Raw genomic sequence first — 24,595 nt, 5'->3', positions numbered from 1 at the left:
AGAAATTGGAAGGATAACCCAAGGTTGGAACAGCCACTCTGGAGGGTTATTTTATGGCCCGGCTGTACGGCCGCCAATACACCAGCAATCTATCCACCGAGGCCTTCCTGAGAAGATGACTGTAAGGTGCTCTTCTGCTCTGTGATGATATATGATGTCCGTATGGCAAGTTTATCATTTACTGGAAAAGGGGGAACCCGGGCATGATCAGTGAATTCCAAGAAACACTGCCGCATCAAGTGGAAGCCTTGCATCCCACAATGCCGCCCAAGAATAAATATGCCAATGTCCTTGAGCATCTCGATTCTGGAATTATGCTGTTCGACAGTGAAGGAACCCTGACATTTATCAATGTACAGATGGCCAAGCTGCTTGAACTTCCAAGGAAATCATTGGCCGGGTGCAATCTGATTCAAATTTTGCTTCATCCGGAGCTAGGCCGTTTCAAGAAGAAGAAGATCATGAGGATTTATAGGGAAACCATATTCCATCGAAAGCGTTACCATGAGCTCATCGATGAATACGGAAGACATTGGCTCATCACCGTAACTTACGGGGATCAGATGCACGGGGACTTCCTGTTCAGTGTCAAAGACGTGTCGGATTACAAACAGATTGAGCAGACCGCTTATCAGAATGACAAGCTGGCCATGCTTGGCCGCATATCCGCATCCATTGCCCATGAAATCCGCAATCCTCTCACAGCCATCCGGGGGTTTATTCAACTGCTTCGGCCCCATTTGCTCCAGCTGGGCAAGGATGAGTATGCTCGTATCATTTTAACTGAAATTGATCGGGCGAATGATATTATTTATGAATTTCTGAACTCTTCCAAACCTTCCGCTCCCCAGATGACCGTTATTCCTGTTTCTTCCCTGCTTAAGGAAGTGGTGCTGCTGACCGAAAGTGAAGCACTAATGAAAGGTTGTCAGATTCATATGGAAGAACGCGCTGTACCCATAGCGGTGTCCATTGATGTTAAACAGATCAAGCAGGTCATTCTGAATATTATCAAAAATGCAATGGATGCCATTGAAGGCGTCGGCGTGGATCACAGCGGTGAAATCCAGATCGGAACACAGGCTGCCGGAAGATATGTTCAGATATCAATAACAGACAACGGTCAGGGAATGGACCACAATACGCTGAGCCGGTTGTTTGATCCATTCTTCACGACCAAAGAGAGCGGGACAGGGTTAGGTTTGTCTGTCAGTTACCGGATTATTAAGAACCATGGCGGTTTCATTTCAGTAAACAGCGTCAAAGGCAAAGGGACAAGCTTCATGATCTCACTGCCTCAGGTATAAATATAAATCATCAGATAGCCGGAAGGAGCCGTGGGGACGGTTCCTTTTTTGTATAAATTGGTCTATGTCCTATTCGTGTGGTTACAATATGGGTTATAAGACTGTGATGTATGAATGCGATTTATTACTTCAAGGAGGAAGTTACTATGAAAATACATTGGCAAGCTGGCAGCGGGCAGCCGGATCAAAGAGCAGAAGCTGTCGTTCTGCTGGTCTCTCCCGATGATTTAGACAAGGGGGGGATTCATCCGTCCGCGGATGCTGCACTGGCAGCGTTAAGGGAACGGCATCTGTTTGATGGATCTCTATTGAAAACATATGTGCTTCCCGTGCTCGAGAATGGCAGCAGGCAGACCTTGATCCTAATCGGGCGAGGTGACCAGCCACTGACCGGTGAAGAGCTTCGGCTGGCCGGAATCAAAGCCGCGAAGGAAGTTTTGCGGATTCAGGCAAGCATTGTCGCATTCCGCGTTCCGTCTACTGTGATGAATTATACCGTAGAACAGGGGAACCGGGCGGCAGCACAGGCCTTGACAGAAGGAATCCTTCTTGGCTTATACCGTCGCTCCACTTATAAGCAGAATGCAGCTTCTGTCATCGAGCCGGACGAGCTGTTCTACTATCCATCCGGGATTACGGATGAGCAGACGGTCCAGGAGTGGGAGAAAGGGATTGAGCTTGGCATCGCATTCGGGGAAGCTACCCGTTACGCACGCGATCTTATTAACATACCAGGCAACCTGCTGGTCCCTCAGACGCTTGCCGATCAGGCCGTCCAGCTTGCCGAGAAATACGGATTCGAATCCCATGTACTGAATGAGGAGGAAATCACCGAGAAAGGGATGGGCGCCCTTACGGCTGTGGGCCAGGGGAGTATTCATCCGCCGCGGATGATTGTCATTAAATATCAGGGCCGAGAAGCATGGGAGGATGTAATTGGGCTTATCGGCAAGGGAATTACTTTCGATACTGGCGGTATTTCCATCAAGCCTGCACTGAATATGGAGAACATGATCAGTGATATGGGCGGCGCAGCGGCTGTACTGGGAGTCATGGACGCACTCGGTCGTCTGCGTCCTGCCATTAACGTGGTGATGGTTATCCCTTCGGCGGAGAACATGCCTGCTCATAATGCGTTTAAGCCTGGAGACGTCATTACCTCCATGAGCGGGCGTACGATCGAAATTACAAATACCGATGCAGAAGGACGCTTAGTACTGGCGGACGGGATTACGTATGCGAAGGCGCTTGGGGCAGAACGCCTGGTCGATGTAGCAACCCTCACGGGGGCGGTCCTCGTACTGCTGGGGGATGTGGCTTCAGGCATCTTAACCAATGATGAGACGTTCTCTCAAGGGATGATATCGGCTTCCAAGCGTACGGGAGAGAAGCTGTGGCCGCTGCCGGTCTACGAAGAATTCAGAGATATGCTGAAGAGCGATCATGCTGATCTAAAAAACAATGCCGGACGGTATGGTGCCTCATCAACGGGTGGTCTCTTTATCGAAGCCTTCACGGACGGTACACCTTGGGTTCACCTCGATATTGCAGGAACAGCGTATCTGACCAAGGAACGAGGCGTTAATCCGAAGGGCGGAACCGGTGTTATGGTACGTACCCTTGTCGAATGGCTGTTGAGTGAGGTTGAGTATCCGGCAGGATAAAACAAGGCAGGTCATCCCGTCTCCTCATTGGAGGCGGGATTATTTGGGTTTTATTTTACATATACCGGAAAAGTAGCTTAAGATCATAGAGAGCCACCCTAATTTAGATGCAGTTCTTACTAAATTATGAATACGCTTTATTTGGCACGAAGGTGAAATGAGTTAAGATGACAGGATGAGGAGAGAACCGAATGAAACAAAGCGGCATACAAACCTTGGCAGCCCAGATCCAGGAGCAGGTCGGCGAAATTATTGTCGGCAAAGATGATCAGATTGAGCTGATGCTGACGGCTGTTATTGCATCAGGGCACATTTTGCTGGAAGATGTGCCCGGTACGGGGAAAACGCTGCTGGCCAAAACGCTGGCATCGTCAATGGATTGTACTTTTCAGCGCATACAGTTTACCCCTGACCTGCTGCCATCGGATTTGACCGGGGTCAACTTCTATGATCAAAAGGCAGGCGACTTCACGTTCCGTCCAGGTCCGCTTTTCGCAAATGTGGTGCTGGCCGATGAGATCAACCGGGCTACCCCTCGTACCCAATCCAGCCTGCTGGAATGCATGGAGGAGCATCAGATTAGTGTGGACGGGGTCACCCATTCGCTGCAGCCGCCGTTTATTGTGCTGGCTACTCAGAATCCGGTGGACAATCAAGGTACCTTTCCATTGCCCGAGGCCCAGATGGACCGTTTTATGCTCAAATTAAATATGGGCTATCCGACGGCCGATGAAGCAGTAAAAATTCTTAAACGCACAATTAACGGACAAGTATCGTCTGCTCTCCAGCCTGTCGTCAGCAGAGAAGCGGTCCTGGAAGCCCGTCAGCTCTATCAGGAAGTGATTGTGCACGACGATCTGCTGCGGTATATCATTGCACTGGCGGAAGAGACCAGGCAGCATGCGGATGTATCTCTTGGCGTAAGCCCTCGCGGAACACAGGCACTGCTGCGTGCTGTCCAGGCCCGCGCAGCCATCCATGGGAGAGCCTACGCACTGCCGGATGATGTGCAGAAGCTGGCGGTTCCGGTCCTTGCCCACAGACTGGTGCTCCACAGCAGGCACCAGCAAGCCAGTGGGGGCGGAGCCGGACTTATTCACGCGATCCTAGAGAAGCTGGCCGTGCCCGCCGAAGAAGAACTGGAAGGCAGTATCCGGTAATGGCGCTGCTCTGGCTGCTGATCGTTGGCGGGGCAATCGTTGTTCTGCAGGGGCTGCTGCTGGGCTGGCGGCCGCTGCGCGGCATCAAGTATGAACGAAAATTATCGGTAAAGAGACTTTATGCCGGTCAAACGATGGAAATGATTGAGAAGATTGAGAATCACAAGAGACTGCCTGTGCCTTGGCTGCGTCTCGAGGCCATGCTCCCGTCCTCTTTCTCCTTTCAAGAGCAAGGGCAGTTGGAGGTCAGCAAGGGAGAATACTATCAGAATCACAAAAGCGTATTTACACTCAAACCTCATACCAGAGTCAAGCGGCGTCATCCCGTGACCTGTACCCGACGCGGCATCTATCAGGTGGATACGGCGCATATGTCCGCAGGTGATCTGTTCGGCGTCTTCTCCCAGTCTACCCGTTGGGATGTGCCTGTGTCGCTCACGGTATATCCACAGCTTCTGCCTGCGGGTGAGCTGCCTGCGGCGTACCGCATCTGGCAGGGGGAGCTTGAGGTACAGCGCTGGATTGTAGATGACCCGTTTCTGATTACAGGAACGCGGAATTACCAGTCTAATGACCCGATGAACAGGATCCACTGGAAGGCTTCAGCCCGGACAGGAGAACTGCAGGTGTACAAACGGGGCTACAGTGCGGATCCTCAGGCTGTTATGCTGCTGAACATACAGGATTCACCCAGCATATGGAATGTTATTAATGAACGTCATGCTGAATATACAATATCTTTTGCGGCAACCGCAGCAAGCGAGCTGATCGGACGGGGGCTGAAGGTCGGTTTCGGGCATAATGCCCATCGGTTCAGCATGGAGACAGCAGCACGGATTGAACCTGGTTACGGCACAGCCCATCTTGAGCTGCTGCTCGCTGAAATGGCCGGGATTCTGCTGAAATGCCTTATGCCCATGGAGCAGTATCTGCAGGATGAAGTTACACTGCGGTCCGACAACCGGGAGGAACGGCTCGACTATGTGCTGATCTCTGCTTTTACGACACCTAAGATGGAACAGGCACTGGAGTGTTTAAAAGAGCTTGGCCATACTGTAACAGTGATTCAGGCAGCAGGGAATTCGGGCAGCGGGGAGGTCATAGCATGAGGGATACCAGTACCCGTGAGAACAATACGGTCTGTCGAGCAGCAGGGAACGCTTCGATTCATCGTGCAACAGACAGACGAGTCCATATGGCGCTGCTTGTGTCCTTGCCGGAAGCCATCTGTCTGTTCCCTGTAATGGTGCTGCTGGGCATCTATCTTGCGGGCATATCACCTTATTTGCTGCTGGTGCTGTACGGGCTGTCTTCCTTGCTTGCAGGCTGGCTGGTGCAGAAGCTTCCAGAGGGGCTCGTGCAGCTGGGTTGGCTTCTTCCTGTCCTGCTGGGTACGGGTGCTTTGATCTTATGGCCGGTATATACAGCCGTCTGGTGGGGAGGAGCCGCTGCAGCTCTGCTGGTTACAGTCTTCTCCTCTGTTCGCAGAATCCGTATGAAGGATGCAGTTGAATCATATTACCGTACAACAGCTGCAGGCATTGGGCTTGCTCTTGCAGGGAGCGTGGCGGCCGCCCGGCTGGAGGACTGGCACGCTTACGCCAGCAGCATCTATCTCGCCGGCCTCTTCTCGTTCTGCAGCTGGCTTATTGTCAGATACTATCTTAATTTAAGAACGGCTTCCCAAGAGGACGGGGATTCCCGTTCCGGATTCCGTCTGCTGGCTGTCCAGAACCGCAGTAGAATGCTGCTGCTGCTGGTCCTTATTGTAGTGGCAGCAACGGCTGTAGGAGGGGTGAACAGCTTGATCTGGCTGCTGCGTCAAGGGGCGGCATGGCTGGGCAGACTCCTGTTCCCCTCCGGGGAGGAGTCTCCTTTGCTGCCTGTCCAGCCGCTGCGGGGTCCTGTAATCCCACCGGAGCTGAGAGATCCCCACCCTGTACCCGCTGAGCCTGGCAAGCCCAGTAACATGGTGCTGTTCATCATGCTCGGATTACTGGGTGTTGTTATTGTTATTGTCCTGATTATAGTCCTTCGCCGTCTCATACGGATCCTGCTCGAGAAGCTCAGCGTGCAGAAGCATCAGCATAAGCTGAACGAAAACCGGACGGTATATTTTGAGGAGAGTGAGAGGATGGAGAGTCTCACTAGGCGGCCCGGCTGGTACAGACGGATGCGCAAAAGCAAACCGCCGGAAGAACCGGGGCGGCGTGTTCAATTCTATTACAGGCAGCTCGTCCGCCGAGCAGCTCAGAAGGGGTTGACCCGCCGGTCTATGACTCCGCTGCAGATTGCTGAAGTACTGGGACGCTCTCCAGAAGTATTGTCTGAACTTGGAGTAAGCAGAGAGCTTGTCCGGGATACGGTGGAGCAGTATCAGGAGGTGCGCTACGGTAACCGGAGCATTCCAGTTGAGCGTATAAGACATCTCGACGAAGCATGGCGTGGAGTCAGATAGACGAGTACACGCATTCGATGCTTTACTTTGCAGACCCTGTTCGAGTAAGATGATTACTAATATCAAGGAGTATGGAGGGAACTGCAGCATGAAGACGAACCACAGCAAAATTGTAGACTGCACGATACGTGACGGAGGACTGGTGAATAACTGGGACTTCAGCATAGAATTTGTGCAGACACTGTATGCGGGCTTGAATGAGGCCGGAGTGGATTATATGGAGATCGGCTACAAAAACTCGCCCAAATTGCTGAAGGGAGCCGACCAGGCGGGACCATGGCGTTTTCTTGATGATGAATTCCTGCGCAAGGTAATCCCGCAAAAAGGGCACACCAAGCTGTCTGCGCTTGTGGATATCGGACGTGTGGATGAGAACGACATTCTTCCGCGCAGCGAGAGCATGCTCGATCTGATTCGCGTGGCCTGTTATATCAAAGACGTGGACAAGGCGCTGGAGCTGGTGCAGACCTTTCACGACCGCGGCTATGAAACGACATTGAATATTATGGCTCTGTCCAATGTGATGGAGAATGAGTTGCTGGAAGCTTTTGAGATGATTAAGGAAAGTGTTGTGGATGTCGTATACATCGTTGATTCTTACGGCAGCCTGGATCACAACGATATTCATTATCTGGTGGACAAGTTCAAGACCCATCTCCCGAATAAACGCCTGGGCATTCACGCCCATAACAACCTGCAGCTGGCATTTTCGAATACATTGATTGCCTCGGAGAAAGGGGTGGAGCTGCTCGATGCGTCTGTCTACGGAATGGGACGTGCTGCGGGCAATTGTCCGACAGAGCTGCTGGTAACCCATTTGAAAAATACAAAATACACGCTGCGTCCAGTGCTGGGCGTTATTGAGCAGCTCATGATCCCACTGCGTGAAAAGGAAGAGTGGGGCTACATCATTCCCTATATGATTACAGGTTCGCTGGATGAACATCCAAGATCGGCGATGGCGCTGCGAGCATCGGACAACAAAGATAAAGCTGTCGATTTTTATGATACACTGACAACGCCTGAAGTAAGCTTCGACAAAAAAAGATAAGGTGTCCTGGTTGTTAGCTGAAAAATAATGATTCCATTCAGGAATCATTATTTTTTTGCTTTTTATTCGAAAAAAATTGCATAAATGTGAATTTCGCAGCAGTAAAGCGAATGAAAAAATGATTCACCTTTCACAGCTTAGATGTTATTATGTACCAAGTGACCTGCATGTAACGGCTGATCAGCACGCAATTTACGGGGATATATAAAGAATTCAATAGATTTTGTCGAATAATGTATTAAGTGTTATTAGGCGTCTAATTGGAATTCGTATTTCACGGACGAATTGTGCAGCTGGTAAGATTTATATGAATGATTAAGATTTGTGAACGACTGAGAGGATGGACAACTGCATGACTGTAAGTGCGGAAGAGAAGAAAATGTTATGGGCCGGCCTGGCGGCTGTTATCTTATTCATTATCCTACAGATCGCGGCTCCGGTGATCGGTCCCTGGTTCGGGAACGTCGATCTGCTTCCGCTGTTTCTGCTTGTTGGTTTCGGCTGCGCCGCTATGAGCTTCGCCATCTTTCATCAGGGCTGGCTGATGTTTTCACAGATTTTGACCCGGCAGAAAATGCTGACTTCCGCACTGTTTTTGTTGGTATGTCTGTTGGATATGTTTTATACACTGTCATTAGGCCAAATTAAGCTTGGTGGACTCTCCCTGTCGCCGAATGCTGCCCAGTGGCTGCTGCTGATCTGCAGAGCCATATGTGCTGAAGTGCTGTTTATCGTATACGGGCTGCCTGACAGACCATTGACTGCACCGTGCAAAAATATTTCGGTAGCCGTGTCCTTCGCAACGGCTGTGGCGGTATGTGGAGCTGTTGTGCTGCTGGATCCCGTGCTGCCGCCTCTTCTGCAGGGATCGGCGGCCACACTTCTTGGTACAGTCGTGAATTTGTGTATTCTGGCGGTCTATCTGTCTGTAACAGCGGCCGTCATTATACGCTACAAGACGACCAGCGAGACCGGTCTGCTGCTCGTCGCGCGCGGCATCATTTTCTGTGCGGTAGGAGAACTTTTTTTCCTGAATGCGGGTCAGCTGATGGATATGAATTCGTTTGGCGGTCTGCTATGTAATTTCGCAGGCTTTTATATGATACATAAAGGTTTGTACCGTCTTACAATTGAAGCTCCGATGCGCCAGAAGCAGCTGGCCGAGGAGCAGATCAATTTCATTGCCTTCCATGACGATATAACCGGGCTTCCGAACCGGCGCCGTCTTGCCTTGCGTCTGGCGGATGCCATGGACAGGGCGATGAGGGAAGAAGAATTTACAGCCATCTTGATTCTGAACATGAACCGGTTCCGCAATGTGAACGATTCTCTCGGTTATCATGCGGGAGACCAGCTGCTTCAGATTGCCGGTGATCATCTGCTGTCCCATTGCAGAACGGGTGAAGAGGCTTTCAGCATGGGCGGCGACGAGTTTGCTTACATGATCACAGGTTTCTCTAACTCAGAAACGGCTGTGGAACGGATCGAGAATTTGTTATCCTTGTTCAAGACGCCGGTACTGCTCAGCGGCAGTGAATATCATGCTTCGATTACGGTAGGGATGGCCTTGTTTCCACATGATGGCGATACCGCGGAACAGCTGATCCAGAATGCCATCACGGCTGTTCATGACGCTAAGGATCATGGTGTGGAATTCCGGCGGTACGCCCATTCCATGCAGATGAAAGCACAGGAACGGCTTAAGCTGGAGAATGATCTGCGTAAAGGTCTGGAGCGAAGCGAATTTCACCTGGTGTACCAGCCGAGGGTAAACCTCGCCAGCGGGCTGATTGTCGGAATGGAAGCGCTCGTGCGCTGGAATCATCCGGTGAGAGGGTTGATCTCGCCAGCAGATTTTATCCCAGTTGCTGAAGAGAGCGGGCTGATTGTACCTCTTGGAGAATGGGTCCTGCGTGAAGCCTGCCGTCAGAACAAGGCTTGGCAGGAAGCCGGATACCGTGCCATCTGTGTGTCGGTCAACCTGTCAATGCGGCAGTTCCGGCAGAGTAACCTGGTAGAAACCATCCAGTCTGTTCTTCAGGAGACCGGGCTGCACCCTTGGCATCTGGAAGTGGAGATTACGGAAAGTATGACCTTTGACAAAGACATGGCTTTCGAGCAGCTGCGGCGGATTAAAGAGATCGGAGTAGAGATCAGCATTGATGACTTCGGTACAGGCTACAGCTCGCTCCATTATTTAAAAGATCTGCCGATTGACCGGTTGAAGATCGACCGATCCTTTGTTCATGAGGTTATGATTGATTCCAATAATGCTGCGATCATCTCGACAATCACGTCGATGGCTCATCATTTGAAGCTGCAGGTTACTGCAGAAGGGGTCGAGAATGAGGGCCAGCTGCATTTTCTGCGGGAACAGCGATGCCACGAAGGACAGGGATATTATTTCAGTAAACCGTTAACAGCGGGCGAGTTCGAAGTGAAGTGTCTGCATGAAGCCAGTTAGTCTGTTTACATCAGCCGGTATGTAACGATGTCCCCAGTTAATTTTGTGTTGCTTTATGCATATTCCCATGGTATATTATTTCTTGTCTTAAATATTGCAAGTAATGATAGCTTCGGGACGTAGCTCAGCTTGGTAGAGCACCTGGTTTGGGACCAGGGGGTCGCATGTTCAAATCGTGTCGTCCCGACCACTTCATTGCGGGTGTAGTTCAATGGTAGAACTCCAGCCTTCCAAGCTGGTAGCGTGGGTTCGATTCCCATCACCCGCTCCAACTAATTATATTCAGAACCTCCGGACAGGATCCGGGGGTTCTTTTGTTTGCTCTTGCCTTTTTCAGCTAAAATCAGGTAAGATACCCTAAGAAGTTAAAATCTAGATGAGCGAGGTAACCATACGTCTGATGAAGTAAGCACACTGAGTATCCCTGGTAAACTGCACATGTTGGTTGCAGACGGCCGCTGTGGCTGGAACGGGAGAAGTGTGTCTTCATGACTAGATATGGTTGCTAATAATCATGACGAATGAGTAAGCAGAGGTTGGGCTAAAGCCGGACTTCTTGTTCGAGTTCGCATGCATTCGGTACACCGTAATATCGTCATATGACCTTGATCTTCCGGAAGGCGCAGCAGCTGCTGCGTCTTTTTTAATTGTCTCCGGAGAGAAAGGATGATAGGTATGACAGCTATACTTCGCATAAAAAATGTAACCAAGGAATGGGACGGACAGCCGGTATTCGAGCATATTGATCTGGAAGTAAACAAGGGAGATCGGATTGCTCTGTTTGGCCGCAATGGCTGCGGAAAGACGACGCTGCTGCGTGTTCTGATGGGAGAGGAAGAACCGGATGAGGGCCGCATTGAAGCGGTACTCCCGCGGGACCGGTGGGGCTGGATGCGCCAAAGCCGGGAACAAGACGGTCAGACTGCAGGGACGGTGCTTGAGGCGGTGCAGGAAGAAAGTCATGAATTATACACGTTGAAACGACAGCTAAACCATCTGCTGCAGCAGATGCAGAACATGAATGCTGCTGATGAAGAGGCGCAGGAGCTTGAACAGTACGGAGAATGGTTGGAGCGGTATGAAGCGCTGGGCGGTTATGCCTGGGAATCCGAAGTGGAGAAGGTGCTGTCCCGAATGGGGATACCTGAGCAGCTGTGGACATCACCCTGCCGTGAACTGAGCGGAGGGCAGCAGACCAAAGTCCGGCTGGCAGCCCTGATGGTACGCAGACCGGAATTATTGATTCTTGATGAACCTACGAATCATCTGGATGGAGACAGTCTGGAATGGCTGGAGCAGCAGCTGTCTGCCTATGAGGGAACGATCCTGTTCGTCTCGCATGACCGCGAATTTATAGATCGTGTTGCCACAGCCATTGCCGAGCTCAGCCCTTCCGGATTAACGAAATATAAAGGGAATTACAGCGCTTATCGTGTACAAAAAGAGAGGGAATGGACGGAACAGGAAGCGCAGTACAGAAAACAAGAGCTGGCACGCAAGGCACTGGAAGAGACGATCCGCAACTACCAGCAATGGTTCCATGCGGCCCATCAGGCCGCTGCGGATGTGGAGGTGGGCATTACCCAGAGCTTCTACAAAGCGAAGGCGAATAAGAACATTTCCAGGTATCATGCCAAAGAGAAAGAGCTGGAACGGCTTGAGCAGAACCGGGTAGAGAAGCCCAAAGAGGACCCGAAGCTGCGTCTCCATCTTGAAGCCCATTCCCTGCGGGCCCGCTATCTGGTAAGAATGGAGCAGGTGAATTTTGCCTATGCTGCTGATCAGAGCCCGATCATATGTGGAGTGAATCTGAATGTGGGCAGAGGGGATGTAATTGCGGTTAGAGGTGCCAATGGTTCCGGCAAGAGCACACTGCTTAAGCTGATTACAGGGCGGCTGGAACCAACCGGCGGCGGCGTGCGTCTGCATCCCCAGCTGAAGATCGGTTATTTCTCACAGCTGCTGGAAGATCTGCCGCTGTACCTTACGCTGCTGGACAGCCTGCTGCTCCTGCCATCCATGACTCAGACCGAGGCGCGAACGATCCTGGGATGCTTCCTGTTCACAAGGGAGGACGTGTACCGGACGATCGGGGACCTGAGCATGGGAGAAAAGTGCCGTGCCGCTTTTATCCACCTGTACTTTGGCGGTTCAAACCTGCTTGTGCTTGACGAGCCGACCAATTATCTGGATATAGACACCCGTCAGGTTATGGAGGACGTCCTGCAAAGTTATGACGGAGCGGTTGTGCTCGTATCCCATGACCGGATGCTGGTGCGAAGAACCGCCAATCGTCTGCTCGATCTGTCGGCAGGCGGGGACTGGAGCCTTTTTGAAGGCAGTGTAGAGGAGCTGGAGGCGCTCGAACCAACACGCTCACGCGCCCTCGCCCGCCGTGAAGATGACGACGAGGCGATGCGGCTGGAATGGCGGTTAAATGAACTGCTGAGCCAGATGGAGTTTACTGAACTCCCGGACGCTGCAGTGAATGTTGACAATGGCGTGAATCATGCCCTGTTGGAAGAGATCCGGGTGATCCAGGCGAAATTGGTGCGGCTCCGGACCGATTAACCGGAATATGCCTGAAGGCGGTGAATGACCCTTGCCATTCTTGGCGGATTTGCTTATAATGATGCAGTAATGACGCGGCATAGAGTCCGCATATGAATAAATGCAGTGATGGAGACAAGTAAGCAGCAGCTTCGGACAGGGAAGAGACGCCATGGATTGAGAGCGTCTTTGCGATCAGGCGGGCTGCCGAAATTCACTCCTTAGCAGTTCTCTGAAGCGGCCGTGAGGTCAGTGCGTAGGAGGTACCGTTTCACGCCCGTTACCGCGTGTTAAGTGAGATACCCGGCAGGCTGCCGGATATCTAATTAGGGTGGTACCACGGTCTTTTCGTCCCTTTATAGGGAGAAAAGGCCTTTTTTTGTATTTGTCAGCATGATGACAGAGATCAGTACCATGACCAGGCGGGTACGCCGGATGAAAATTATTAAAGGGGGCAGCTGCACCATGAAAGAACGTTTGGAAGCATTGAAGCATGAAGCGCTGGAACAACTGCAGGGAGTGAACGACCCGCAGACCTTAAATGATCTGCGTGTCAAATATTTGGGGAAAAAGGGCGCGCTAACCGAGATACTGCGTGGTATGGGCGCACTAAGCGCTGAGGAACGTCCGGTCATCGGTCAAGTGGCCAATGATGTGCGCGGTGCGATCGAGGAAGTCATCGAGAGCAAACAGCAGGCATTCCAGCGTGCAGAGACACAGCAGCGTCTGCAGGCAGAGAAGGTCGACGTCACGCTGCCTGGTCGCAAGCTGGAGCAGGGCGGCATTCATCCGCTGAACAAAGTCATTCAGGAGATCGAGGATATTTTCGTAGGTATGGGATACCGTGTGGCAGAAGGCCCGGAAGTGGAGACGGATTACTTTAACTTCGAAGCGCTGAATCTGCCGAAGAACCACCCGGCACGTGATATGCAGGATTCCTTCTATATTACGGAAGATATTCTCATGCGCACCCATACCTCTCCGGTTCAGGTCAGAACGATGCAGTCCATGGAAGGCGAAGTGCCTGTTAAAGTGATCTGCCCAGGTAAGGTATACCGCCGTGACGATGATGATGCCACACACTCCTTCCAGTTCAACCAGATTGAAGGCATTGTGATCGGCAAGGACATCCGCATGAGCGATCTTAAAGGAACACTTCTGCAATTTATGCGTGAATTGTTTGGTCCACAGACTCAAATCCGTATGCGTCCAAGCTTTTTCCCTTTCACTGAGCCAAGTGCAGAAGTGGATATCTCTTATGTTCAGGCAGGTAAGGGGGAGGAACCAAAATGGCTCGAAATTCTGGGCTGCGGCATGGTGCATCCGAAAGTGCTGGAGATGGGCGGATATGATCCGGAGGTTTACAGCGGATTTGCATTCGGAATCGGTGTTGAGCGTGTCGCAATCCTGAAGTACGGCATTGACGATATTCGTCATTTCTACAACAGCGATATGGCGTTCCTGAAGCAGTTCGCACAAATCTAAGGACAGGTTGAAGCCTGTCATGGAGCCAAACAATAGAACATAAAGGAAGTGTGATCCTCAATGAAAGTATCAACCGAATGGCTGTCTGAATATATATCGCTGGACCAGGTGTCACCTGAAGAGCTGGCTGAGAAAATCACCCGTGCCGGTATTGAAATCGATGAGATCGAGAACCGGAATAAAGGGATTACCCATGTGGTTGTAGGCTTTGTTAAAAGTAAAGAAAAGCATCCGGATGCCGACAAGCTGAACGTATGTATCGTAGATGCCGGACTGGATGAAGAGCTGCAAATCGTATGTGGTGCCAAAAATGTGGATGCCGGACAAAAGGTCCCTGTTGCGCTTGTGGGCGCAAAGCTTCCAGGTGGGCTGGATATCAAAAAAGCGAAGCTGCGCGGTGTCATATCCATGGGGATGATTTGTTCCGCCAAAGAGCTGGGCATGAACGACAAGCTTCTGCCGAAGGAACAGCAGGAAGGGATTCTTGTGCTCCCGGAAGATACGCAGATCGGTACCCCCATTACGGAAGTTCTTGGCCTGAACGACAGCGTGCTCAAGTTCGATCTGACGCCGAACCGTTCAGATTGCCTGAGCATGCATGGTGCCGCTTATGAAGTAAGTGCCATTCTGGGCCGAGATCTTGCTCTGCAGCCAGCTGACAAGGATCTGGTCGAGGTCAGTGACCCGGCTTCTTCCCGTATTTCTGTGGAGGTCTCTGCGACTGAAGCCTGCGTACACTATGCTGCCCGTTATATTACGAATGTCAAGGTTGGTCCCTCCCCGCTCTGGATGCAGAATCGTCTAATGGCAGCCGGTATCCGTCCGATCAGCAATGTGGTCGACGTCACCAACTATGTCATGCTGGAATACGGACAGCCGCTGCATGCGTTCGACGCAGACCAGCTGGACAACGGCCATATTGAAGTACGCTTCGCCCGTGAAGGCGAAACGATGGTTACCCTGGATGGTCAGGAACGCAAGCTGGAGCCGCATATGCTGCTGATAACAGATGGTACCAAGCCGGTTGCGCTGGCTGGTGTGATGGGCGGTGCTAATTCCGAAGTCACCGGTGAGACGGTTAACATTCTGCTCGAATCTGCGAAATTTGACGGCGGAACTGTGCGCAAAACGTCCCGCCAGCTGGGTCTTCGTTCTGAATCCAGCCTGCGTTTTGAGAAGGAAGTCGACCCGGGTGCAGTTATTCCTGCCCTGAATCGTGCTGCTGCCCTGCTGCAGCGTTATGCCGGCGGAACCGTTCACGAGGGCATTGTGGAAAGCTCTTCTATGCCGAGCACAGGCAGTGTCATCAAGCTGTCCCTAGATAAGCTGAACCGCTACCTGGGTACGGAATTGTCCCTGCTCGAGGTAAAAGCGATCTTCGGACGCCTGCACTTCAACTGCGGCGATGCCGGCCAGGGCTTATTGGAAGTGGAAGTGCCAACACGCCGCGGCGATATTACCCTGGATGTGGACCTGATTGAAGAAGTGGCCCGTCTGCACGGCTATGACAATATTCCTACAACTGCAATTGAGGGACCGACAACACCGGGCGCCTTGACCCGTTCACAGTCCCTGCGCCGCTCGCTGCGCAGTCTGCTGACCCACGCGGGCTGGCAGGAGATGATCAGCTATTCCTTCGTGAACCCTGCACAAGCGGATCAGTTCCCGTCTCTTACGGCAGGATCGCATGCGGTAAAGCTGGCTATGCCAATGAGTGAAGAACGAAGTGTCCTGCGTAAGAGCGTACTGCCGCAAATGTTGGACACTGCGGTTTATAATATGAACCGGAAGCAGGATAATCTGGCCTTGTTCGAGATCGGCAGCATTTTTTACAGCGAGGAAGAACAGCTGACAAAGCAGCCCCAGGAGACGATGGTGCTCAGCCTGCTTCTGAACGGTAACCGTCGCGAGAAGCAGTGGAATATCGGTGCCGAGAAGGTGGATTTCTTTGATTTGAAGGGTGCAGTGGAGACGCTTGTTTCCTATTTGGGCCTGGATCAGAAGGTGACCTATGCTGCAGATCAGCCGGAAGGTTATCATCCCGGACGTTCTGCGAGCCTTTACCTGGAGCAGGCATCGGGCCGCAAGCTGATCGGTACGCTGGGTCAGCTGCATCCGGAGCTGCAGCAGTCTTATGATCTGCCTGATACGTACCTGGCCGAGCTGCTGCTCGTACCTCTGGTGGAGCAGGCGGATTATGATGTCCACTACCGTGAGCTACCGCGTTTCCCTGCTGTCGAGCGTGATATTGCTGTTGTGGTAGACCGCGGCGTCGAGGCGGGTCAACTGCTGGCCGTGATCCGTGATACTGCAGGCGAACTGCTGCAGAATGTGCAGGTCTTTGATGTATTCACAGGTGCCAAACTGGGCGAAGACAAGAAGAGTATTGCGATCTCTCTCCTCTACCGTCATGCCGAGCGTACATTGACCGATGAAGAAGTAACCAGTGCGCATGCCAAAGTCGTTGAGACGCTGGAACAAACTTTTGATGCCCAGCTGAGAAAATAGAAGGAATTAAAAGAAGCTGCAACGAATCTTGTAAGACAGGGTTCGCTGCAGCTTTTTGTCTATGACGGCACCGGCAGATTTCTTTTGGATCTAAGGGAAAGTGGACACTGCGGCCTGAAATAAAGTATCGTATATTTGGACAGCATAACGGGTTTTTTCGTAAGATTAGCCTATGGAATCGACTGCCGCCGTCTTGCGGTATTCAATATAGAGCAATTGCAAGGAACCTTACACCCAAGAATCTACATACAGAAATGAAGGAGGGCACTATTTGTGACTACACCGGATCGTACACGTGTCACCGTAGACATCTACGGGACTTCCTATAAACTTGTTGGCAGCAGTATGGATTATATGAAACAGGTAGCCAGTTATGTGGATGAGCGCATGCATGCGATCTCCAAGAGTCATTCCCGGCTTGATCTGCCGCGAATCGCAGTGCTTGCTGCTGTTCATATGGCCGAGGAAGCGATTCAGCATCAGGATACCGTAAAAGAGCTTAAGATGCTCACCGGTGAGCGAACGGAAATGCGCCGGGATCTGACCCGCTATCAGGAGAAACTGGCCGAAGCGGAGGCGAAGTACGCGGAGCTCCAGCAATCGGTCGCCCAGCTGGAAGAGGCGAAGGAGACGGCACTGCTGCAATCTGTTCAGGAATTGCAGACGGTGCGCGAAGAGAACGAGGCCCTGAAGCAGCAGCTGCAGGAACAGCAGCAGGCTGCGGCGCGTCAGGAGGAGGAACTGAGCGCCCGGGCCGAAGCCGCCCTGCAGAAGCTCCGCGAGGAGCATGAGCAGGCCATGGTGAAGGCGAAGCAGGAGGCGGCTGCGGCTCTGCAGCAGGCGCGGGAAGCCGCTGCCCAGGAGCTGGCAGCGGTACGCAAGGAGGCTGCTTCCGGACTGCAGAAGCAGCAGGGCCAGGCGGCTGCAGCCTTGCAGCAGGCGAATGATCAGGCGGCCCGGGAACTGAAGGCCGCCAACGAGCAGTCGGCTGCCAAGCTGGCAGCAGCCCAGAGCCAGGCGGAAGCGAAGCTGAAGCATGCGGAGGAGGAGTTCCGCTCGAGGCTGGAGGCGGAAGGGGCGAAGCTGCGTGAAGAGCTGAAGGCAGCACATACCGATGCTGAGCAGGCGCTTCAGCAGGAACTGGATCGTCTCCAGTCCGAGCTGGAGAACGAGAGAGAAGCGGCGGCCCGTTCGCGGGCGGCCGCTGAGGACCGGCTGCAGGAGCTGCAGACGGGCAAGTCGGCGGCAGAGGACGAGCTGGCCGAAGCCCGGGAGAAGCGGCAGGCGGCTGAACGCCAGCTTGCAGAGAAGCTGACGGAGATGAAGTCGCTGGAAGATGAGTATCTGGAGCAGATGGAGGAGCTGGAACAAAGGCTGCAGCAGCAGCAAGCGGAGCACGGCCAGCTCCAGCAACAGCTCACGGCGGTACAGCATCAGCTGACGGCTGCGGAACAGGAATATGAGGCTGCACAGGAGCGTCTCGAGGCATCTGCGCAGCGCGAACAGGCTGCATTGAATGAAGCTTCCGAGCTGAAAGCGCGCTGTGCCGAGATGGAAGGGCAGCGGATGCAGCTGGAGCAGGCTGCCGAACGTGCAGAAGAGGAACAGCGGAAGCTGCAGAAGCTGCTGGAGCAGGCGCATGTATCTGTCCGCAAGCTGCAGAGCGAAATGTCGCTGCTGGCCGATGCTGAGGCTGCGGCCCGGCAGCAGGCTCAGGAACAGCACAAGCAGATGGAGGAACTCGAACTTCAAATATTGGAAACCCGGGAAGAACAGGAGCAGCTGCAAAGTGAACTTCAGACTTCCCGCGAGCAGCTGAAGGACGTTGAAGAACATGCAGAGCTGGAGAGCAAACGGGTGCGAGAGCTCACACAAGAGCTGGAGAGCCGTACACAGCGCCTGCAGCAAGAAGTAAGACAGGCAGACGAACGCGCTTCTGCTGCGGCTGTCCAGCTGCAGCAGAAGGAGAAGGTGCTGGCTGAGCTGGAGAATGCAGGACAGGAGAGTTCGCGTCAGCTGGAGGAACTCCGTGATCAGATGGAGCGCTTGCAGGAAGAGCTGCTCTCACGAGGACAGCAGCTGGCCCAGGTGGAAGATGAGGCGCTCGAGTGGCAGGTCAAATATGAGGACCTGGCTGCCCGTTCGGCGGAGTTTCAGGAAGCAGAATCCCGTCTCCACGAAGAAATCCTGTCCTGGCAGCGGGAAGCTGCGGCAGGAACCGAGCGTCTGGACGTGCTTGAGCGTGGTCAGCGTGAGCTGGAGGAAGAAAAGGCGGCTGCCGCTGCCGAACGGGATCGAGTTCGCGAAGAGCGGGACCGCCTTCAGGAGCAGCTGGACCAGATCGGTCAAAGCTACGAAATGACGGCTCACCAGCTCCGTTTGCTGGAAGTACAGATGGGGATGGAACAGGAGAAGGCGGCCAAGCTGTCAGAGGATCATGAACAACTGCAGGAAGAGTACGCCAAACTTCAGGTGGAGTATAACGAGTGGATTGAATTGATTGAGCAGGATCAGAGCTGAGTCCCGGCGCCTGATCAATACAGAAAGGGTGTTCCGTGAACAGCAGCGCTGTCCGCAGAACACCCTTATTTGCTGCAGGTCAGTATAAATGTCTATCCAGGTGACTAGTTATCGTCAACGATAATTTTAGCAGCCATAGCATTGTGGCCGGAACCACAGAAAACTGAGCAGTGCATAACATATTCACCGGCCTTGTCCGGTGTAATGACTTTGGAACTCTGGCTTGAATCCAGCTGCAGATCCAGACCCGTCACGATCACTCCGTGCTCTCCGCTCTCATTTTGCAGCACGACCTTAACAGGTACGCCTTTTTTGAGATGATATTCCGGTTGATCAAATTGATAGTCACTGGCCTTAATAATAAGCTCTTCACTTGGAGCAGCACCTGTATCCGTTACTCCTTGGCTGGAGGCAGTGTCATTGGAGGATGCAGCTTCCTTCTGGGCGCAGGCGGCCAGCACGGCGAACAGCATGCAGCTTATCAGAACAATCAGCCATTTTCTCATGCTCATATCCCCTTTCGTCTCTCATATCCATTGACATTTTACCGCGAAATAGAGAGTCAAAACATTTAAATTTATGATTAATTCATGAACTTGTCTCTAAATTTGAAAAAAGAATGCAAGCGGTCTTACGGTTCGATATAATAGATATATTATTCCTCATCATAGATTTAATAGCAGATTAGATTTCATTAAAGACCCATTAAAGACTAGTTTAAAGTTCATGTGTGCTCTTCAAGGATCCATTAGTTTCTGAACATACGGAATGATTACTGATAAAAGTAGGGGATTTTCATCGGCAGTGTGAATAAAACAACGGCTATCCAACCTTGGGACCGAAAGTTAATGGTGGCTTACTGGTTGGTTGTGCTTGTTCTGTTTATGGCAGAGGCTGTTCTTGGTTTAAGCGGGACCGCCGGGGACATGCTCTATGGTAAAAGTCTGCAGAAATTGCTGATTCTGGATTTGTCCATGCTGGTTGTCATGGGAGCCGCAGAGCTGTGGCTGTGGAGTGTCAGGCGTTATATCAAGCAGGTCATTGTGGGGACGATCTTTGTTCTTTCCTATATGATATTTATTCTTCTTCGTACAAGTGTAGCCGGGGCAGAAGTGGTGCTGATGCTCCCTGTTTTTGTGTCCGTTTTTTACTTTCATCGCATCCTGCTCTACGTGACCAGCTTCCTTAATGCTACCTTGTATGCGTTTCTCTTTTTCTTTTCTCCGGTGGACCGGTCAGGCAGAGAAATTGAGTTTTTTCTTATGATTTGCGTATTTATTGCTGGATTCGTTATGGGCCTGGCGATATTGTCCCGGACCCGCCAATTAAGCTCCAACCTCAAGCAGCTGATAAAATCTGAACAGCATCTGATTGTAGAAAAGACGTTGGCGGACAAGCTTCTCAAAATTGATGCCCTCACCGGGCTGTATAATCATAAAACGTTTCACGAATATCTGGACGCTCTGCTTGAGCAGTGTGAGGTCAATCAGCTTCGGCTGCAGCTGGCAATCATTGATATCGATAATTTCAAAATGGTCAATGACAATTACGGCCACTGGGTAGGTGACCTGGTCCTGAAGGAAGTAGCCTCTAAGATTAACGCCTGCATTACGCCCAATGACTTTGCTGCCCGCTACGGCGGTGAGGAATTTGCGGTTATTCTGACGGATAAAGAGACAGAGGAGGCTGTATCGATCGTAGAACGCCTCCGGCTCGATATTTCCTCGCTCTCCCAGCCGCTGCTCGAGCACCGGCCGGTCACGGTGAGCATCGGATTTTGCAACTATCTTCAGGGCGATGGCAAAGAGCGTTTGTTCCGCAGTGCGGATGATGCGCTGTACCGGGCCAAGCGTTCCGGCAAAAACAAGATTGTGATTCATGAGCCGGAAGCCATTCTCACGAGTACATCTTCATCCTAAAGAATCTTGTGGAATAGCAAAAAACCCCCTGTGGCTGCAGGGGGTTTTGGAGCGACAGCCTGTATTCAGGCGTCAGAGTGGGTGGTTACCCTTGACTGCTGCGGCCGGCTTCAAACGGAGTCGTTACCGGGATAAACAGGTCAATGATACCAATCACAAGTGCAGCAAGCAGTGCGCCCAGAACCGTTACGTCAACATCGCTCACCAGGTACTGGGATAACCAGATAACCAGCGCACTGACGAGGAATCCGACAATCCCGCGTCCGAACGGATTGACACGTCTGCCGAAGACGGCTTCGATCACCCAGCCGATGACGGCAATTACAAGTGCCAATATCAGAGCGGACCAGAAACCGCCAACCGTAAATCCAGGTACGAGCCAGCCCACCACCATTAGTACGAGAGCTGCTACGATGAAACGTACAATGTGTCCTAAAATTCTCATTGCTCAATAACCTCCTTTTTTAACGTTGTGACAGTGTTATGCAAAAGTTAGTGTGTTTCACAAGCTCCCAACTTATAACTGGAAGGTTTTTGGCAAAATAGCGAAAGACAGGAGCTTTCGTTATAATACTCATTAGAACCCGAAAAGGAGACTTGTGATTTTGGACTCTAAAATTTTGCATACGTTAGAATATCGTAAGATTTTAAATACAATATCTAATTACACCCAAACCCCGATGGGTAAACAGCTGGTTCAGGAACTGACCCCAAGCTCAGATCTGGATCATGTGAAGAACCTGCTTCAATCTACAGACGAGGCGCTGGCGGTGGACCGGTTAAAAGGGACCCCGTCCTTCACAGGTGTCGTCGATATCACCGGCGCTGTGAAGCGTGCACGGATTGGTGGCACACTAAACCCGCAGGAGCTGATGAGCATCGGTAATACGGTGCATACAGCCAGAAGAATCCAGCGTTATCTTACAGCGATCCATGAGGATCGTCCTATAGAATCCCTATACCGGTTAAGCGAGCTGTTATCTGACCAGAAGCCGCTGGAGACCCAGATCAAGGCCTGCATTGATGATAATGGCGAAGTCATGGACTCGGCCAGCACAGCGCTCGGGCAGATACGCCGTGAACTGCGTGCAGGTGAAGTTCGCATCCGTGAGAAGCTTGACAATATGATCCGTTCCTCGACCGTGGCCAAGATGCTGCAGGATCAGCTGGTTACTATCCGAGGGGACCGGTTCGTTATCCCGGTCAAGGCGGAGTATCGTTCTTATTTTGGCGGTATTGTACACGATCAATCCGGATCCGGCGCAACCTTATTCATCGAACCGGAGTCCATTGTAGCGATGAACAACAAGCTGCGCGAGACACGGATTCGTGAAGAGCGTGAGATTGAAATTATTCTGCAGAAATTGACCGCAGGTGTCGGGGAGCAGGCTGAACTGCTGCTTTACGATGTCGATACGCTGGCTCAGCTTGATTTTGTATTTGCGAAGGCCAGGCTGGCCCGTGAAATGAAAGCTGTGCTGCCGCGTATGAATGACCGAGGATTTCTGAAGCTGAAAAAGGGCCGTCATCCGCTGATCCCGGCAGACCAGGTGGTTCCGCTGGATGTCGAGCTCGGTAATTCATATACTTCCATTATTGTGACCGGGCCGAATACGGGCGGTAAGACGGTCACGCTCAAAACGATGGGTCTGCTCAGCCTGATGGCGATGTCCGGCCTGTTCGTTCCGGCTGAAGACGGCAGTCAGCTGTGCGTGTTCGACGCTATTTATGCAGATATCGGTGATGAGCAGAGCATTGAGCAGAGCCTGAGTACATTTTCCAGTCATATGACGAATATTATCCGTATCCTGTCGCAAATGACACCGAAGAGTCTGGTTTTGCTGGATGAGCTCGGCGCAGGTACGGATCCGGCGGAAGGCTCGGCGCTGGCGATTGCCATTCTGGAGCATATGCACCGTACCGGCTGCCGTATGGTTGCTACAACCCACTACAGCGAGCTGAAGGCTTATGCTTATGAACGTAAAGGTGTTATCAATGCCAGTATGGAATTTGATGTGGCTACCTTGAGTCCAACCTACCGGCTGCTTGTTGGTGTACCGGGACGAAGCAACGCGTTCGCCATTGCCGAACGACTCGGTCTGCCATCCGGCATTCTCGATTATGCACGCGGCGAGGTGAAGGAGGATGACCAGCGGGTTGAGCACATGATTGCTTCCCTGGAAGAGAACCGGTTGTCCGCTGAACAGGACAGGGAAACGGCTGAACGGCTCCGTGAGGATATGGAGAAGCTGCGCCGCCGCTACCAGGATGAGCTGGAGAAGCAGGAGCAGCAGCGTGACCGGCGCCTGGAGAAAGCCGAAGCCGATGCCAAACAGATTATAGATAAGGCTCGTAGTGAGGCTGAGAAAATTATCAGTGATCTGCGCCAGCTGGCTCTGGAAGAAGGAGCTTCTGTCAAGGAGCACAAGCTGATTGCTGCCCGCAAGCAGCTGGATGACGCTGAACCGAAGCAGCGGAAAAAATCAGCTGTTAAATCGTCAGCCGCGAAAGCCCGGGCAATCGAGCCGGGGGATGAGGTGAAGGTGCTCAGTCTGAACCAGCGCGGCCATGTGGTGGAGCTCAGCGGCAAGGAAGCTGTTGTGCAGCTGGGCATTATGAAGATGAAGATCAAACAAGAGGATCTGGAACTGATCCAATCCGCCCAGGCGGCTGTGCCGAAGAAACAGAAGCCTGTGACTGCAATGAAGCGTACCCGGGATACCAATGTCCGGAGCGAGCTTGATTTAAGGGGAGCCAACCTGGAAGAAGCCCTTATTGAAGCAGACCGTTTCCTTGATGAAGCTTTCCTCGCCAACCTTGGACAGGTTCATCTGATTCATGGCAAAGGCACAGGAATTTTACGTTCCGGTATTCAGGACTATCTGCGCAAGCATAAACATGTAAAAAGCTACCGTCTCGGTGTATACGGCGAAGGCGGGAACGGTGTTACGGTGGTTGAACTGAAATAAACGATACGGGAAGAGGCTGCATGGCGGTGAGGATGATTAGGCCTGCAGGACAGGAGGACAGCGACAGTGAGGGGAACGATTGATCAGATGCTCTCACATCCGATCGGGATGATGATAGGCTATTTTTCGGTAGCGGTCATGGAGCTGATTGTGTTTTTGTCTTGTTTTGAGCTGGTCACCCGCTACAAATGCTGGGAAGAGATCAAGCGCGGCAATCTGTCTGTGGCCATGGCAACAGGCGGAAAGATTTTTGGAATATGTAATGTATTCCGGTTCTGCATTCAGAGCCAGTCCACCATTTATGACTCCATGATCTGGTCAGGGATCGGCTTTGTACTGCTGCTTGCTGCTTATTTTTTATTTGAGTTTCTGACACCTGTATTTTCAATTGACCGGGAAATTCAGAACGACAACCGTGCAGTTGGCTTTATTGCCATGGTGCTGTCCATCTCGCTGTCATATGTCATCGGGGCGAGCATTGGTTGACGGTCATTGAGGCTGGCTGTGGTAAGATGGTTGTCCTATAAGTTATATCGAGTA

16 protein-coding genes and 2 tRNA genes are annotated in these 24,595 nt (G+C 52.0%); 16 read left to right on the top strand and 2 right to left on the bottom strand.

Features of this window, described 5'->3' with window-relative positions:
• Positions 1 to 203 precede the first annotated feature (203 nt).
• The 13 genes from Q5741_RS13530 to zapA all read left to right on the top strand — a co-directional run bounded on the left by Q5741_RS13530 (position 204) and on the right by zapA (position 19,167).
• Positions 204 to 1,307 (top strand): ATP-binding protein, encoded by a 1,104-nt coding sequence (locus Q5741_RS13530; protein ID WP_305024624.1) that lies wholly within the window; start codon positions 204 to 206, stop codon positions 1,305 to 1,307.
• A 146-nt stretch (positions 1,308 to 1,453) separates the two neighbouring features.
• A complete protein-coding gene (locus Q5741_RS13525; protein WP_305024623.1) occupies positions 1,454 to 2,971 on the top strand; it encodes a leucyl aminopeptidase in 1,518 nt (505 codons plus the stop codon).
• Between the two features lie 191 nt (positions 2,972 to 3,162).
• A complete protein-coding gene (locus Q5741_RS13520; protein ID WP_305024622.1) occupies positions 3,163 to 4,131 on the top strand; it encodes an AAA family ATPase in 969 nt (322 codons plus the stop codon).
• Positions 4,131 to 5,240, top strand: coding sequence for a DUF58 domain-containing protein (locus tag Q5741_RS13515; protein WP_305024621.1), 1,110 nt, complete (start codon positions 4,131 to 4,133; stop codon positions 5,238 to 5,240). Before Q5741_RS13520 ends, Q5741_RS13515 begins: the two co-directional genes overlap by 1 nt.
• Positions 5,237 to 6,589 (top strand): DUF4129 domain-containing protein, encoded by a 1,353-nt coding sequence (locus tag Q5741_RS13510; RefSeq protein WP_305024620.1) that lies wholly within the window; start codon positions 5,237 to 5,239, stop codon positions 6,587 to 6,589. Before Q5741_RS13515 ends, Q5741_RS13510 begins: the two co-directional genes overlap by 4 nt.
• A gap of 88 nt (positions 6,590 to 6,677) precedes the next feature.
• Positions 6,678 to 7,640, top strand: coding sequence for an aldolase catalytic domain-containing protein (locus Q5741_RS13505; protein WP_305024619.1), 963 nt, complete (start codon positions 6,678 to 6,680; stop codon positions 7,638 to 7,640).
• Positions 7,641 to 7,992: 352 nt separating this feature from the next.
• A complete protein-coding gene (locus Q5741_RS13500) occupies positions 7,993 to 10,104 on the top strand; it encodes a putative bifunctional diguanylate cyclase/phosphodiesterase (protein ID WP_305024618.1) in 2,112 nt (703 codons plus the stop codon).
• 113 nt (positions 10,105 to 10,217) lie between these two features.
• Positions 10,218 to 10,294, top strand: a tRNA-Pro gene (locus Q5741_RS13495).
• A 7-nt stretch (positions 10,295 to 10,301) separates the two neighbouring features.
• A tRNA-Gly gene (locus tag Q5741_RS13490) sits at positions 10,302 to 10,375 on the top strand.
• Between the two features lie 404 nt (positions 10,376 to 10,779).
• Complete coding sequence (gene abc-f / locus Q5741_RS13485; protein ID WP_305024617.1) at positions 10,780 to 12,675, top strand: ribosomal protection-like ABC-F family protein; 1,896 nt, start codon at positions 10,780 to 10,782, stop codon at positions 12,673 to 12,675.
• 444 nt (positions 12,676 to 13,119) lie between these two features.
• The gene (gene pheS, locus Q5741_RS13480) at positions 13,120 to 14,139 is read left to right on the top strand and encodes a phenylalanine--tRNA ligase subunit alpha (RefSeq protein ID WP_305024616.1); all 1,020 of its coding nucleotides are present in this window, start codon (positions 13,120 to 13,122) and stop codon (positions 14,137 to 14,139) included.
• A 60-nt stretch (positions 14,140 to 14,199) separates the two neighbouring features.
• Positions 14,200 to 16,647 carry a phenylalanine--tRNA ligase subunit beta gene (gene pheT, locus Q5741_RS13475; protein ID WP_305024615.1) on the top strand — a complete coding sequence of 816 codons (2,448 nt, stop codon included), beginning with the start codon at positions 14,200 to 14,202 and terminating at the stop codon, positions 16,645 to 16,647.
• A gap of 273 nt (positions 16,648 to 16,920) precedes the next feature.
• On the top strand, positions 16,921 to 19,167 hold the full coding sequence (gene zapA / locus Q5741_RS13470) for a cell division protein ZapA (RefSeq protein WP_305024614.1): 2,247 nt from the start codon (positions 16,921 to 16,923) through the stop codon (positions 19,165 to 19,167).
• A 104-nt stretch (positions 19,168 to 19,271) separates the two neighbouring features.
• On the opposite strand, the gene Q5741_RS13465 is transcribed toward zapA, so the two are convergent.
• On the bottom strand, positions 19,272 to 19,673 hold the full coding sequence (locus Q5741_RS13465) for a cupredoxin domain-containing protein (protein WP_305024613.1): 402 nt from the start codon (positions 19,671 to 19,673) through the stop codon (positions 19,272 to 19,274).
• 300 nt (positions 19,674 to 19,973) lie between these two features.
• On the opposite strand from Q5741_RS13465, the gene Q5741_RS13460 reads away from it, so the two are divergent.
• Positions 19,974 to 21,086, top strand: a complete 1,113-nt coding sequence (locus Q5741_RS13460; RefSeq protein ID WP_305024612.1) for a GGDEF domain-containing protein — start codon at positions 19,974 to 19,976, stop codon at positions 21,084 to 21,086.
• A gap of 85 nt (positions 21,087 to 21,171) precedes the next feature.
• Here Q5741_RS13460 and Q5741_RS13455 read toward each other — a convergent pair whose 3' ends face one another.
• Positions 21,172 to 21,531, bottom strand: coding sequence for a phage holin family protein (locus tag Q5741_RS13455; protein WP_305024611.1), 360 nt, complete (start codon positions 21,529 to 21,531; stop codon positions 21,172 to 21,174).
• Positions 21,532 to 21,691: 160 nt separating this feature from the next.
• Here Q5741_RS13455 and Q5741_RS13450 point away from each other — a divergent pair, with 160 nt between their 5' ends.
• Positions 21,692 to 24,055: an endonuclease MutS2 gene (locus tag Q5741_RS13450; protein WP_305024610.1), complete on the top strand. Its 2,364-nt coding sequence runs from the start codon at positions 21,692 to 21,694 to the stop codon at positions 24,053 to 24,055.
• 87 nt (positions 24,056 to 24,142) lie between these two features.
• Complete coding sequence (locus tag Q5741_RS13445; RefSeq protein ID WP_305024734.1) at positions 24,143 to 24,541, top strand: DUF350 domain-containing protein; 399 nt, start codon at positions 24,143 to 24,145, stop codon at positions 24,539 to 24,541.
• Positions 24,542 to 24,595 lie beyond the last annotated feature (54 nt).

Source organism: Paenibacillus lacisoli, from assembly GCF_030580655.1.
GTDB classification, from domain to species: domain Bacteria; phylum Bacillota; class Bacilli; order Paenibacillales; family Paenibacillaceae; genus Paenibacillus; species Paenibacillus lacisoli.
Note: the sequence above shows the minus strand (reverse complement) of the source record. Positions and strands in the feature narration are given on the sequence as shown.